Origin of the sequence: Kordiimonas sp., assembly GCF_048264555.1 — a bacterium.
Lineage (GTDB): Bacteria > Pseudomonadota > Alphaproteobacteria > Sphingomonadales > Kordiimonadaceae > Kordiimonas.
In genome coordinates, this window is sequence record NZ_JBLXCX010000004.1 from 220,228 (window position 1) to 233,037 (window position 12,810).

Annotated in this window: 10 protein-coding genes; 5 read left to right on the plus strand and 5 right to left on the minus strand. The window is 55.4% G+C overall.

All coding sequences use genetic code 11. The features are described from left to right. Positions 1 to 29 precede the first annotated feature (29 nt). Both carB and carA read right to left on the minus strand, forming a co-directional pair. Positions 30 to 3,281 carry a carbamoyl-phosphate synthase large subunit gene (gene carB, locus ACN0XZ_RS12995; protein WP_417458205.1) on the minus strand — a complete coding sequence of 1,084 codons (3,252 nt, stop codon included), beginning with the start codon at positions 3,279 to 3,281 and terminating at the stop codon, positions 30 to 32. Between the two features lie 17 nt (positions 3,282 to 3,298). Further along, complete coding sequence (gene carA, locus ACN0XZ_RS13000; RefSeq protein WP_417458206.1) at positions 3,299 to 4,480, minus strand: glutamine-hydrolyzing carbamoyl-phosphate synthase small subunit; 1,182 nt, start codon at positions 4,478 to 4,480, stop codon at positions 3,299 to 3,301. Between the two features lie 264 nt (positions 4,481 to 4,744). On the opposite strand from carA, the gene ACN0XZ_RS13005 reads away from it, so the two are divergent. Next, on the plus strand, positions 4,745 to 5,200 hold the full coding sequence (locus tag ACN0XZ_RS13005; protein ID WP_417458207.1) for a GatB/YqeY domain-containing protein: 456 nt from the start codon (positions 4,745 to 4,747) through the stop codon (positions 5,198 to 5,200). 118 nt (positions 5,201 to 5,318) lie between these two features. Here the strand turns inward: ACN0XZ_RS13005 and ACN0XZ_RS13010 are convergent, their stop codons facing one another. After that, entirely contained in the window at positions 5,319 to 5,537 is a 219-nt protein-coding gene (locus ACN0XZ_RS13010; protein WP_417458208.1) for a hypothetical protein, read from the minus strand. A gap of 45 nt (positions 5,538 to 5,582) precedes the next feature. Beyond that, positions 5,583 to 5,792: a hypothetical protein gene (locus ACN0XZ_RS13015; protein WP_417458209.1), complete on the minus strand. Its 210-nt coding sequence runs from the start codon at positions 5,790 to 5,792 to the stop codon at positions 5,583 to 5,585. A gap of 102 nt (positions 5,793 to 5,894) precedes the next feature. Here ACN0XZ_RS13015 and ACN0XZ_RS13020 point away from each other — a divergent pair, with 102 nt between their 5' ends. The 4 genes from ACN0XZ_RS13020 (at position 5,895) to ACN0XZ_RS13035 (ending at position 11,883) form a co-directional block, all read left to right on the plus strand. Further along, on the plus strand, positions 5,895 to 6,803 hold the full coding sequence (locus ACN0XZ_RS13020) for a LysR substrate-binding domain-containing protein (protein ID WP_417458210.1): 909 nt from the start codon (positions 5,895 to 5,897) through the stop codon (positions 6,801 to 6,803). Positions 6,804 to 6,931: 128 nt separating this feature from the next. Continuing rightward, positions 6,932 to 8,842: a DNA primase gene (gene dnaG / locus ACN0XZ_RS13025; protein WP_417458385.1), complete on the plus strand. Its 1,911-nt coding sequence runs from the start codon at positions 6,932 to 6,934 to the stop codon at positions 8,840 to 8,842. Positions 8,843 to 8,885: 43 nt separating this feature from the next. Beyond that, positions 8,886 to 10,949, plus strand: coding sequence for an RNA polymerase sigma factor RpoD (gene rpoD / locus ACN0XZ_RS13030; RefSeq protein ID WP_417458211.1), 2,064 nt, complete (start codon positions 8,886 to 8,888; stop codon positions 10,947 to 10,949). 19 nt (positions 10,950 to 10,968) lie between these two features. Further along, on the plus strand, positions 10,969 to 11,883 hold the full coding sequence (locus ACN0XZ_RS13035) for an aspartyl protease family protein (RefSeq protein WP_417458212.1): 915 nt from the start codon (positions 10,969 to 10,971) through the stop codon (positions 11,881 to 11,883). A 52-nt stretch (positions 11,884 to 11,935) separates the two neighbouring features. Here ACN0XZ_RS13035 and ACN0XZ_RS13040 read toward each other — a convergent pair whose 3' ends face one another. Continuing rightward, on the minus strand, positions 11,936 to 12,766 hold the full coding sequence (locus ACN0XZ_RS13040; protein ID WP_417458213.1) for a flagellin: 831 nt from the start codon (positions 12,764 to 12,766) through the stop codon (positions 11,936 to 11,938). Positions 12,767 to 12,810 lie beyond the last annotated feature (44 nt).

The window sequence follows — 12,810 nt, forward strand, 5'->3', positions numbered from 1 at the left end:
GGCTTTTTTGTTTGATGGGCAGTCTTGGCTTAGGCCGCGAAATCCTGCAGGCGTTTCACATCCAGCTTTTTGGCGCGCAGGGCCTTAAGCGCCTGCACGGCTGCGGCTGCCGCAGCCATGGTGGTGAAGTACGGCAGCTTCATCAGGAGGGCAGTATTCCTGAGCGCATAGCTGTCCTTGATTGCCTGTTTGCCTTCAGTTGTGTTGAACATGAGCTGGATTTCACCATTTTTCATGATGTCGAGTACGTGCGGGCGCTGGCCGTCTGTTACCTTGAACACGCGTTTTACCTCATGCCCGTTGGCCTTCAGATAATCAGCCGTGCCGCCCGTGGCAACAACTTCATACCCCATGGCAAGCAGGTCTTTCACTAGCGCCACAAGCGCGTATTTGTCGCTGTCCTTCACGGAAACAAACACCTGGCCTTTTTCGGGCAGCTTCACGCCTGCCGCAAGCTGGGACTTGTAGAAAGCCATGGCAAAGTTGGTGTCGATGCCCATAACCTCGCCGGTTGATTTCATCTCCGGTCCGAGAAGCACGTCAACGCCGGGGAAGCGCGCCCATGGGATCACAACTTCCTTCACCGCCACATGTTCGGTGATTGGGTCCTTGAGTTCAAATTCCGTGAGCTTGGCGCCAGCCATCACCCGGGCTGCTATTGCTGCCACAGGGTAGCCTACAGCTTTCGCGACAAACGGCACGGTGCGGCTCGCGCGCGGGTTCACCTCAATCAGGTAAACTTCACCGTCTTTCACCGCGAACTGCACGTTCATCAGGCCCACAACATTGAGGGCTTTAGCCAGTGCTTTGGCCTGGCGCTTCACTTCATTCACGATACCTACAGGTAGGCTATATGGCGGCAACGAGCAGGCGCTGTCGCCAGAGTGGATGCCCGCTTCCTCGATATGTTCCATGATGCCAGCGATGTGGATGTTTTCACCGTCTGACAGTGCGTCTACATCAACCTCAATGGCGTCCTTGAGGAAGCCATCGATCAGCACAGGGCTGTCACCAGATACCTGCACCGCTTCGTTTATGTAACGGTCGAGGCCTTCTTGGTCATGCACGATCTCCATCGCGCGGCCGCCCAGTACATAGCTCGGGCGAATAAGGACAGGGTAACCCACACGCTCAGCCACTTTCACAGCTTCTTCATGGCTGCGGGCGAGGCCGTTTTCAGGCTGTTTGAGGTCAAGGCGCTGCACGAGGTCCTGGAAGCGTTCGCGGTCTTCCGCAAGGTCGATCGCATCCGGGCTGGTGCCAAGGATCGGAATGCCCGCGGCTTCAAGCGCATGCGCGAGCTTGAGCGGCGTTTGGCCACCAAACTGGACAATCACACCCTTCACTGTGCCGCTTTCCTGTTCCTTGCGGATAATCTCGATCACATCTTCGGCCGTCAGCGGCTCGAAATACAGCCGGTCTGATGTGTCATAGTCGGTTGAAACCGTCTCCGGGTTGCAGTTGACCATGATGGTCTCGTAACCAGCGTCAGAGAGGGAAAAGCAGGCATGACAACAGCAGTAGTCAAACTCGATGCCCTGGCCGATACGGTTTGGCCCACCACCAAGGATGATAACTTTCTCACGGTCTGATGGCATGCTTTCGCATTCCGCGCCTTCACCGTCCGCGAAAGTTTCATAACTTGAGTACATATAAGGTGTGCGGGCATCAAATTCTGCCGCGCACGTGTCAATGCGTTTATAGCTTGGGCGAACGCCGCTGTCGTGCCTTGCCTTGAAGACAGCCGCTTCGGTGAGGCCAGCAAGCTGCGCGAGGCGGGCATCAGAGAAACCCATCATCTTCAGCTTGCGCAATTTGCGGGTATCAGATGGCAGGCCGTTTGCTGCAACCCCGGCCTCTGCGTCGATGATCGATTTGATCTGGCGCAGGAACCACGGCTCATAGTGCGTAATGGCGTGGATGTCCTCAAGGCTCATGCCTTCGCGCATGGCCTGCGCGATACGGAGGATACGGTCTGGCCGTGCAACCGCAAGCTCACGCCGGATCGCCTTCACGTCGCCGGAACCGGGTTGGTAATTCTTGAACTCAACCTCGTTGAGGCCAGTGAGCCCGGTTTCCATTGACCGCATGGCTTTCTGTAGGCTTTCGGTAAAGTTCCGGCCCACAGCCATGGCTTCACCAACCGATTTCATCGCGGTTGAAAGCACAGGCTCGCTGCCCGCAAACTTCTCAAAAGTGAAGCGCGGCACTTTGGTGACCACATAGTCGATGGTGGGCTCAAACGATGCAGGCGTTACGCCTGTGATGTCATTATCAAGCTCATCGAGCGTATAACCAACCGCAAGCTTGGCGGCGACCTTGGCGATCGGGAAGCCTGTGGCTTTTGATGCCAGTGCAGATGACCGGCTCACGCGCGGGTTCATCTCAATTACAATCAGGCGGCCATTTTCCGGGTTCACGGCGAACTGTACGTTCGAGCCGCCGGTTTCAACACCGATCTCGCGCAGCACAGCAATGCTGGCGTTGCGCATCATCTGGTATTCTTTGTCCGTCAGCGTCAGCGCAGGCGCCACGGTGATGCTGTCACCGGTGTGTACGCCCATCGGATCAACGTTCTCGATCGAGCAGATGATGATACAGTTGTCGTTTCTGTCGCGCACAACCTCCATCTCATATTCTTTCCAGCCGAGGATGCTTTCTTCCACCAAAACTTCCGTGGTGGGGGAGGCATCAAGGCCGGATGCAACGATTGAGAGGAATTCTTCCTTATTGTAGGCAACACCGCCGCCGGTGCCACCCATGGTGAAAGATGGGCGGATAATGGCTGGCAGCCCGATCCACTCCAGAATTTCAAGGGCTTCGTCGATGGTGTGTGCGGTTTTGCCCCGGCAGGTCTCAAGGCCGATCTTTGCCATGGCTTCATTGAAGCGCTTACGGTCTTCCGCCTTGTCGATCGCATCCTCAGACGCGCCAATCAGCTGCACACCGTATTTCTCAAGCGTGCCATCCTGTGAAAGCGCGAGCGCGGTGTTGAGGCCGGTTTGCCCGCCCATGGTGGGCAGCACTGCGTCTGGGCGTTCTTTCTCAATGATCTTGGCAACCACTTCCGGCGTGATGGGTTCCACATAAGTGGCGTCCGCCAGTTCCGGGTCGGTCATGATTGTGGCAGGGTTCGAGTTCACGAGGATAACCCGGTATCCTTCTTCCCGAAGCGCCTTGCAGGCCTGTGTGCCGGAATAGTCGAATTCACAAGCCTGACCGATCACAATGGGACCGGCGCCGATGATCAGGATGCTTTTGATGTCGGTGCGTTTTGGCATTGGTGGTCCCTTATATCTTAGGCTGCGTTTTTGGGTGTCTGGATCATGTCCATGAACTGTTCGAACAGATAGAAGCTATCCTGTGGGCCTGGGCTGGCTTCCGGGTGCTGTTGAACAGAAAAGATTGGTTTATCGACGCACTCAATCCCGCAGACGGTTTTGTCAAACAGGCTGATGTGGCTGATTTTCACATGGTCCGGCAGGCTATCCCCATCGACTGAGAAGCCGTGGTTCATGCTGGTGATTTCCACTTTGCCGGAGCGTAGGTCTTTCACCGGGTGGTTAGCGCCGCGGTGGCCCTGATGCATCTTGTAGGTTTTGCCACCGAAGGCGAGCGCGAGAAGCTGGTGGCCAAGGCAGATGCCAAAGATCGGCAGGCCGGTTTCAATCAGCTTCTTGATCACAGGCAGCGCATATTCACCTGTCGCGGCCGGGTCACCCGGGCCGTTTGAGAGGAAAATGCCGTCAGGCTTATGGCTCATGATCTCATCATAGCTTGCGGTGGCAGGCACAACCGTGACCCGTGCGCCTGTGGCCGCAAGGCAGCGCAGGATGTTATCTTTTGCGCCATAGTCTACGGCCACAACATGCGCTTTGGCGTTTTCAAGTGCGCCGTAACCATCTGCAATGGTCCAGCGGGTGCCGGTCCACTCGTAAGGTTTGTCACAGGTGACCTCTTTGGCGAGGTCCATGCCCTCAAGGCCGGGCCACTGTTTGGCCTTGCCGTGCAGGGCCTTAATGTCGAACTTGCCGTCTTTATTATAGGCAACCACACCATTTGGTGCGCCGTTGTTGCGAATGTAGCGGGTAAGTTTGCGTGTATCGACGCCGGAGATGCCAACAAGGCCCATCTTCTGCGCCCAGCCATGCAGGTGGCCGCCTGAGCGGAAGTTGGCGGGGTCTGTTACCTCATCGCGGATCACAAGTGCGCGGGAAGCTGCTGTGGCACGCTCCATGTCTTCGTCATTCGCGCCCACATTACCCACATGCGGGAAAGTGAAGGTGATGATCTGGCCTGCGTAAGACGGGTCTGTCAGGATTTCCTGATACCCGGTCATGGAGGTGTTGAAACACACCTCACCAACCGCGTCGCCCTCTCTTCCAAATCCATATCCCCAGAAAACGGTGCCGTCTGAAAGCACAAGAACAGCAGTAATATCATCTGCCGGTGGTTTTAGGGGAAGTGTGGATTCGGTCATGGGGGCGGTTTCCTCCTGCCTGATGGGTCACACATATCCCTTGCATATCAAGGGATTAGCCGGTAAAACGTCCCGCCCGTGACTGGGGCTCGGCTCCGGCCAAATTGACGGGACAATAAGCGTAAGGCTCTATCGGGTCAAGTAAAGAATTTAAAAAAATATCCAATAAAATCAATGGCTTAAATGGTGCGTGTTTGATTGCCTGTCGCGGTGGCTTCAGGTATGATCGCGCCTTCCTAACCATGGAAACAAGGTGACAGGGCAATGTTACGGGACGAACTAAATCAATCGATGAAAGCAGCCATGCGGGCGAAAGAAGCTCGCAAGCTATCCACCATCCGCCTTATTCTGGCGGCTGTAAAGGAAAAGGATATCGAGCTGCGGACCGCGAATTCTGACGACCGAGACGATGACGCCGTTATCACTGATATTCTGTCCAAGATGGTGAAGCAGCGGAATGACAGCATCAAGGCGTATGAAGAAGCCGGGCGCTGTGAGTTGGCTGAGCGTGAGCGTGAAGAAATTGGCATCATTCAGGACTTCCTGCCCAAGCAGTTGACGGACGCTGAGATCAAGGCTGTGTGTGAAGCTGTAGTGGCAGAGATTGGCGCGACCGGCCTTAAGGACATTGGTCGCTGCATGGCGGTGCTGAAGGACAAATACGCAGGCCAGATGGATTTTGCGAAAGCCAGCGGCACGATCAAGGCTCTGCTGAGCTAGGCTGCACTTGGTATAATGGCCAGAGAATTATTAGGGGGCTTGGTCCGCGAGGTTACCAAGCCCCCTTTTCGCTGTCGTTTCCGCTGTCGTGGGGTGACTAGTGTGGGCATCCTGTCGGCTAGACACTGCCTAGATGCCGGGCGGAGCGGATGAGGATGAACGTCGGCTTGCCGTCGCGGTCATACTCAACACCCTTGCGCTCGTCTTTTGGTGCCTGCATGGCCGCATAGCGCATTAACTCGTCCTGCGGTGCCAGCATCACCAGAAGTTTCGAGAGAAAACTCCTCTTGTATGGTGGGGCTTCGGTGTCCTGTGTCTCTTCTGCTTTGGTGCTCATTTTATCCTCTTGCTGTTTTGGCTTATGTGTTTCGGGGGGGCTCGTTCAGCAACTCGGTGCCTGGCAGACTTGATCAAAGGACGGACCCGCAACGACAGGCGTTGGGCGTTTCGGTTCAGTCTGCTCCAGTTTTTCTGCTTCCTTATGGATAATGCGGGTGGTGTAGAGCAGCTTCTTGTCGTTTGGTGCCAATAGCGTAGCTAAATTCTGCCAGAAGCTGGTGTTGTGTCTGTGGTTTGGATATTTCTTAGTCATTGTTATCCTCCTGCGTGGCTGTTATCGTTGATTTTGTTACGATGAGACGAAATTACAAATTCGTAGTTTTAAGCCTAAGGCTTAATTTAACTAAGGCTTGGTATGCGCTATAAATTGCAATCACTCTCAGGTTTGCTTGCCTTTGACGCCACAGCGCGGCACGGCAGCCTGACCCTTGCGGCAAAAGAGCTGGGCCGTACCCAAAGCGCGGTTAGCCAGCAGGTGAAGGGTCTTGAAGAGCAGCTTGGCTTTTCCCTCTTCATCCGTCGTCCGCGTGAGGTTGAGCTGACACCAGCCGGGCGGGCGCTCGCGAAATCTGTCAAAAACGGTCTGGAGGGCATTGATGCGACTGTCACGCGCTTAAGCAGGCGTAACGAGCCCAATGTTATTCGTCTTTCGGCCTATCATTCCTTTGCCATCCAGTGGCTGATCCCGTGCCTGCCGCGCTTCAACATGATCCACCCTGAGATTGATATTCGGGTAAACGCTGACGATCATCAGGTCGATGTGGCGGCGGAAGGATACGATCTGGCGATCCGTGGTGGCTGGCTCGGCAAGTTGCCGCCCGGTGTGAAACCGCTCAGGGTTGAGACCTATATGCCGGTGTATGCGCCCAGCCTTTCCGGTGGCGAGCTGATCACGCGGGACAACTTGGCTGACTATCCGCTTGTTGGATATGAGGACCGCAGCTATTGGAACGACTGGCTCGAGCATAATGATATCCAGCTTGAAAAACCGGATTACAGCAAAACCTATAGCCACTCAGGCCTCCTCGTGCAGGCAGCTATTGTGGGGGCAGGGGTTGGCCTTGCGCCACTCGCGACGGCCGCACAGGCATTGATGGACGGGCGGCTAAAATGTGTGGGTGGTAATCCATCCAGCAACGGTTACTGTTTTTACACCGTGCCGTCAGAAGAACCGCCGCAGGAAAAAGTGGCTGTGTTTATCGATTGGCTGCATGATGAGATGGCGCAGATGGAAGTGGACCTGCAGCAGTATTTCGCCGGATAATTTCTGCGTCTCGTACTGGCATCATATGGTGGACACCTGCTAGCTTTCTCCGTTAAACAGAACAGGTTGCCACGCTGTGGTTGGGCGCGGCGAGGGGACGATTTCTTTTCTCTGATGGTTTGGTGAGTATGGCGCTTAGTCCGCAATTTCTGGATGAGCTGAAGCACAGGTTTACACTGTCTGACGTGGTTGGGCGGCAAGTGAAGCTTGTGCACCGCGGGCGTGAACATTCCGGCCTGTGCCCTTTCCATAGTGAAAAGTCACCGTCTTTTACCGTGAATGACCAAAAAGGCTTTTATCACTGCTTTGGCTGTGGCGCGCATGGCAGCGTGATCGACTTTGTCATGAACACCCAGGGTATGGAGTTCATGGAGGCGATTGAAGTGCTGGCGGGCGAGGTAGGCATGGAAGTGCCGAAACCAAGCCGTGAGCAGGTCGAGCGGGACAAAAAGCGCGGCACCCTCTCCGAGGTGATGGAGGTTGTGACCAATTGGTATATGGCGCAGCTCAAGGGGCAGGTTGGCCGCGCGGCATATGACTATATTAAAGGCCGTGGCCTCACAGATGAGACCCTCAAACGTTTCCAGCTTGGATATGCACCTGCGAGCCGCACCGCGCTCAAGGATGCCATGTTGGCGCGTAATATTGGGGAAGATCAGCTTATCGAAACCGGGATGCTCATAAAACCGGAAGGCGGCGGCGCATCCTATGACCGCTTCAGGGATAGGCTGATGTTTCCGATCACCGACCGGCAGGGCCGGGTGATCGCCTTTGGTGGCCGTGCGCTTTCAAAAGATGCCAAAGCGAAATATCTGAACAGCCCGGAAACCCCCATCTTCCACAAAGGGGCAACGCTCTATAATTGGGCCAACGCGCGTGCGGCATCCTATGATGCGGGCCAGGTGATGGTGGTTGAGGGCTATATGGACGTGATTGCACTCGCGCAATACGGCATTGATTACGCAGTGGCGCCTTTGGGCACAGCCTTGACAGAAGAACAGATATCGCACCTTTGGCAGATGGCGGATGAGCCCATTCTGTCGTTCGATGGGGATAACGCGGGTCTGAGGGCGGCAAGCCGGGCGGTTGAGCGCGCGCTGCCGATGCTGAAGGCGGGCAAATCGCTTCGGTTTATCATTATGCCGGAAGGGGAAGATCCCGACAGCCTGGTGCAGAAAGAGGGCAGGCAGGCGATCGAGACACTGATTGATAGCGCGAGCCCACTTGTGAATGTGCTCTGGAATAACCTAACCGGTGGTGTGGCATCTGACACACCAGAGCGGCGTGCAGGGCTTGAGAAGAAGATATTTGGCGCGCTTTCCGAAATTGAAGACGAAAACGTCAAGAAGCTTTATCAGAGCGAGTTTCGCTCACGACTGTGGGACCTCTTCAAGCCAGCCAAGGCAAAAGGGCAGCAGACGCGCGGGCAATCCGCTTTTGTGCCGTCACGTAACGCGGGTGGGTTCAAACGCCGGCCACCCCCAGCCACTGGGCTTCTTGGCCAAACATCGATCGGGCGCAGCCGGGGCATTGGTCCCGTTACCGACCGGATGGAGAAGGTGATTATCCTCACACTGGTGCATCACCCGGAAATCATGATCAAACATGAAGAAGAGGTGGCGCACCTTGAATTCAGCGTTCCGGGGCTTGACGGCATCCGCAACGCCCTATTAGAGAAGGCCGCACTTGCGGAAAGACTTGACCATGAGGCTATCCTTACCCATCTGGAGGGGAAGGCCGAGATGGTAACGCTCACGAAGCTTCTGGGCGAACGCGCGTTGAGGGACGACTGGTTCGCCTGGGATGATGCGGCCTTGTCCGACGCATTGACGGGATTTGAACACACGGTATCGAGGTTTCAGCACATTACGGCGGCGCATGCAGCTTATGTGCAGGCTGAGGCCGATTATGCGGCCGATATGACGGATGAAAATCACGCGCGCTTTGTGGCTGCACAGGAAGCCTATCGTGCGCTTGAGGAAAAAGTTGCAGATAAAGAAGGCTACCGGCTCGAATCAGGACGGTTTTCTTTCAATTAATATGGTATAGACTGCGATTCGCGCAGATCTGGAGATAAAATACATGGCAAAAGAAGCGAATCAGGACGACGATAAAGACACCGGCTCGGAAGAAAGTGGTTCCGGCCCAATCGTCGATTCTGCGGAAGCTGCTGTCAAAAAGATGATCGCTAAGGCGAAGGAGCGGGGCTACATCTCCTATGATGAGCTCAATAGTGCTCTGCCGACCGAAGAAATGTCATCTGAGAAAATCGAAGACGTCATGACGATGCTGTCCGAGATGGGCATCAACGTTACGGATGGCGATGATCCTGATGAGGGTGATTCGGACGATAAATCCGACGATAATGACGACGACGAACAGGAAGAATTTAAAACCACCGATAAAAAAGAGGCGACAGACCGCACGGATGACCCTGTGCGTATGTACCTGCGTGAGATGGGCTCGGTTGAGCTATTGTCTCGTGAGGGTGAGATCGCCATCGCCAAGCGGATTGAAGCTGGCCGCGCGACAATGATTGAAGGGCTTTGCATGAGCCCGCTCACATTCCGCGCGATTATCGAGTGGGCAGAGCGTCTTGAAAATGAAGAGATGCTGCTGCGCGATATCATCGACCTTGAAGCCACGCTTGGCAAAGAGCCGGATAGTGCCGACCTCGAGGACGAGGATGGCGGTGACGTGCTCAAGGAAGGCGCGGAAGGCAAGGACGAAGATAAAAGCGAAAGCAAAGCCGAAGCCAAGCCAAGCGAAGCACCTGCGAAGCCATCACGGTCTGATGATGACGAAGACGATGAAGAGAGCGACGGCGAAGAAACCTCGAGCTCCGACGACGATGACGACGACGATGATGAAGAGGCAGCAATGTCGCTTTCTGCCATGGAAGCACACCTGAAGCCGGAAACCATCGAGAAGTTTCAGCTCATCACCTCGACCTATAAGAAGTATGCCAAGCTTCAGGACGCGCGCCTGGCTGCTGCTGTGCAGAATGATACGCTGACCACACCGCAGGAACGCCGGTTCAAGAACCTGCGTGAAGAGCTGATTGCGCTCGTGGCGTCGGTCAAGTTCAACAATATGCGTATTGAAGAACTGGTGGATGAGCTATACGGCCTGAATAAGCGTTTGATGAGCCTTTCCGGCCGCTTGCTCCGGTTGGCGGAAAGCCACAAGGTTAGCCGCACCGCCTTCCTTGATGAATATCAGGGCAACGAACTTGAAGAGGGCTGGGCTGAGCGTGTAGGCAAGCTCAAAGGCAAGGGCTGGGCGTCATTCGTGGCGGGCGAAGCCGTGGCCATCAACAACATCCGCGACCAGGTGGGTGAAGTTGTTGGCCGCACCGGTCTTCATGTGGCTGAGTTCCGCCGCATTGTACGCACGGTACAAAAGGGTGAAAAAGAAGCCCGCATCGCCAAGAAAGAAATGGTGGAGGCCAACCTCCGCCTCGTGATCTCGATCGCGAAGAAATACACCAACCGTGGCCTGCAGTTCCTTGACCTAATTCAGGAAGGTAACATTGGCCTGATGAAGGCGGTGGACAAGTTTGAATACCGCCGGGGTTACAAATTCTCGACCTACGCCACATGGTGGATCAGGCAGGCAATCACGCGCTCTATCGCAGATCAGGCCCGCACCATCCGTATCCCTGTGCATATGATCGAGACGATCAACAAGCTGGTGCGTACCGGTCGTCAGATGCTGCACGAAATTGGCCGCGAAGCGACGCCGGAAGAACTGGCTGAGCGCCTCTCCATGCCGCTTGAAAAAGTGCGCAAGGTGATGAAGATCGCCAAGGAACCTATCTCCCTCGAGACGCCGATTGGCGACGAGGAAGACAGCCACTTGGGTGACTTCATTGAAGATAAAAACGCGATCCTGCCGGTGGACGCTGCGATCCAGTCAAATCTTCGCGAAACCACAACCCGCGTGTTGGCGTCCCTGACGCCGCGCGAGGAGCGCGTGCTGCGTATGCGCTTTGGTATCGGGATGAACACCGACCACACGCTCGAGGAAGTTGGCCAGCAGTTCTCGGTGACACGGGAACGTATTCGCCAGATCGAAGCAAAAGCGCTGAGGAAACTCAAGCACCCAAGCCGGTCGCGTCAGCTCAGAAGTTTCCTCGACACCTAGGATGCGGGTGAGAGCTATAATGACTATATCAAGGGGTAGCCTTTATTGGCTGCCCCTTTTTGTCATGTGGGTATGTGTCGCCACAAGCGTCGCGGCGAATGAATATTTCACGAGCAAAGACGCACAAGGCCGCCGCCTGATCGACGTTCAGGTTGACCATTACGGTAATTTCCCTTTTCTGATTGATACAGCAGCGAGCCATACGGTGCTTTACCGTCGCCTTGTGGATGAACTCGGGCTGGAGCCGATCCCTCGGCGGTCCGCCGCCGTGATTACGGCGACGGGTGAGCGGCCCATGCGTTTTTATCAGGTTCGCCGGTTTTCCACGCTTGGGACAGTGCTGGAGTTGGAGCGCACCATCGCGATGCCTGACCAGAATGGGCCTGATACACCGTACGGCATTGTTGGCGTTGACCTTATGCGGGGCCGGGTGCTTATGCTCGGGCCAGACGGCGCCCAACTTTTTGAAAGTGCTGCTGTTTTTGAGACGGCGGAACATGAGGGAATTCGTTGGCAAAGGGCGGACGGGCGACCAGTGGGGCGTGGCTCCGTTGCGCTTGATATCAACATTGGTGGGCACATTTTCCCGGCGGTTGTGGATACCGGCGCAGGTGCAACCGTGATAAACCGCGCGGCAGCAGACAAACTTAGAAAAGTGCAAGGGAGCGAGGTTGAATTTCGCAGCACAACCTTGTCAGCCGCAGGTGGCCGTATGCGCGCGGAAAACGCTCATGTGGGGCGCGTGTCAATCGGTGATGTCAATCTCGGCTCAAGGGATATTCTTGTCGCGAACCTGCCAGTTTTTAACACCTATGTGCCGAGGTCTGTGCCTGCAGTAATATTGGGCGCTGATATTCTGCTCAGCCAACCAGTAGCGATCGATTTTGATAGCTGGGCCATCTATCTGGGGCAAGTAGAGAAAGCTGCTGAATAAAGGAAAAGCCCGATGAAGATCGGGCTTTTTGTTGGAGCGCTGTGGCAAGTGATTAGCTCTGGAAAAGGCCCAGAATTGCCGCAGGTTGTCGGTTCGCGATAGAGAGGCTTTGAATGCCCAGCGCCTGCTTCACCTGACTTGCCTGTAGGTCTGCGCTCGAAGATGCCAGGTTTGCGTCTACCAAATTACCGATACCAGCTTCCGTCGTGTTACTGAGAGCCTCAGTAAAATCTTTGGTTTGCTGCAACTGCCCTGCACCCGATCCTAATTCTGAAAGTGCGCTGGTGAGGTTGCTGAGGGAATCGTCAATTGCTGCGACTGCGGCTTGTGCATCGGCGGCTGAGCCAATGCTTTGACCCTCAGAGAGCGTAATATTACCGCCGCCTAAAGATAGGTCCTGTGCTTCAATGGTGATATTGCCGTCACCTTCCGCGCCTGTAACGGCGACGATGTCGTCACCGCCAGCTTTGATGGCGTTCGTGCCGTTAAATTCGGCTGTGCCGACGATGCTGGTGATCTGATCCTTGATCGCCGCAAAATCCTGGTTGAGCGCACTGCGACTTGCATCGTCAAGGCCCGGGTCTGCGGCCTGAACGGCCTTCTCCTTGGCTTGCAGGAGAAGATCTGAGATTGAGCTGCCAGCAGCCAATGCCACATCCGTGCTTGAGATAGCGCGGTCGAGCGAGTTTTTCACGCTGCCAAGCCCCGCGACATCGCTTTCCAGAAGCTTCGAGATCGCGAGGATTGCAGCGTTGTCTTTCACGCTGTTCACGTCTTTGCCGGTGGCAATCTCCTTCTGGGTGCTTCCCAGCGTGGAGTTTGTTTTCTGCAGTGAACGAACGCCCAGCAGACTGCTGGCGTTTGTATTAATCGAATCTACCATTTTCAGCACCACTTAGCGGTTTCGCAGTCCCCACCGCAAAACCT

What these genes read in the sequence shown, in the direction of transcription:
- carB (WP_417458205.1), bottom strand. Translation starts at nt 3,281, where the DNA reads ATGCCAAAACGCACCGACATCAAAAGCATCCTGATCATCGGCGCCGGT.
- carA (WP_417458206.1), bottom strand. Translation starts at nt 4,480, where the DNA reads ATGACCGAATCCACACTTCCCCTAAAACCACCGGCAGATGATATTACT.
- ACN0XZ_RS13005 (WP_417458207.1), top strand. Translation starts at nt 4,745, where the DNA reads ATGTTACGGGACGAACTAAATCAATCGATGAAAGCAGCCATGCGGGCG.
- ACN0XZ_RS13010 (WP_417458208.1), bottom strand. Translation starts at nt 5,537, where the DNA reads ATGAGCACCAAAGCAGAAGAGACACAGGACACCGAAGCCCCACCATAC.
- ACN0XZ_RS13015 (WP_417458209.1), bottom strand. Translation starts at nt 5,792, where the DNA reads ATGACTAAGAAATATCCAAACCACAGACACAACACCAGCTTCTGGCAG.
- ACN0XZ_RS13020 (WP_417458210.1), top strand. Translation starts at nt 5,895, where the DNA reads ATGCGCTATAAATTGCAATCACTCTCAGGTTTGCTTGCCTTTGACGCC.
- dnaG (WP_417458385.1), top strand. Translation starts at nt 6,932, where the DNA reads ATGGCGCTTAGTCCGCAATTTCTGGATGAGCTGAAGCACAGGTTTACA.
- rpoD (WP_417458211.1), top strand. Translation starts at nt 8,886, where the DNA reads ATGGCAAAAGAAGCGAATCAGGACGACGATAAAGACACCGGCTCGGAA.
- ACN0XZ_RS13035 (WP_417458212.1), top strand. Translation starts at nt 10,969, where the DNA reads ATGACTATATCAAGGGGTAGCCTTTATTGGCTGCCCCTTTTTGTCATG.
- ACN0XZ_RS13040 (WP_417458213.1), bottom strand. Translation starts at nt 12,766, where the DNA reads ATGGTAGATTCGATTAATACAAACGCCAGCAGTCTGCTGGGCGTTCGT.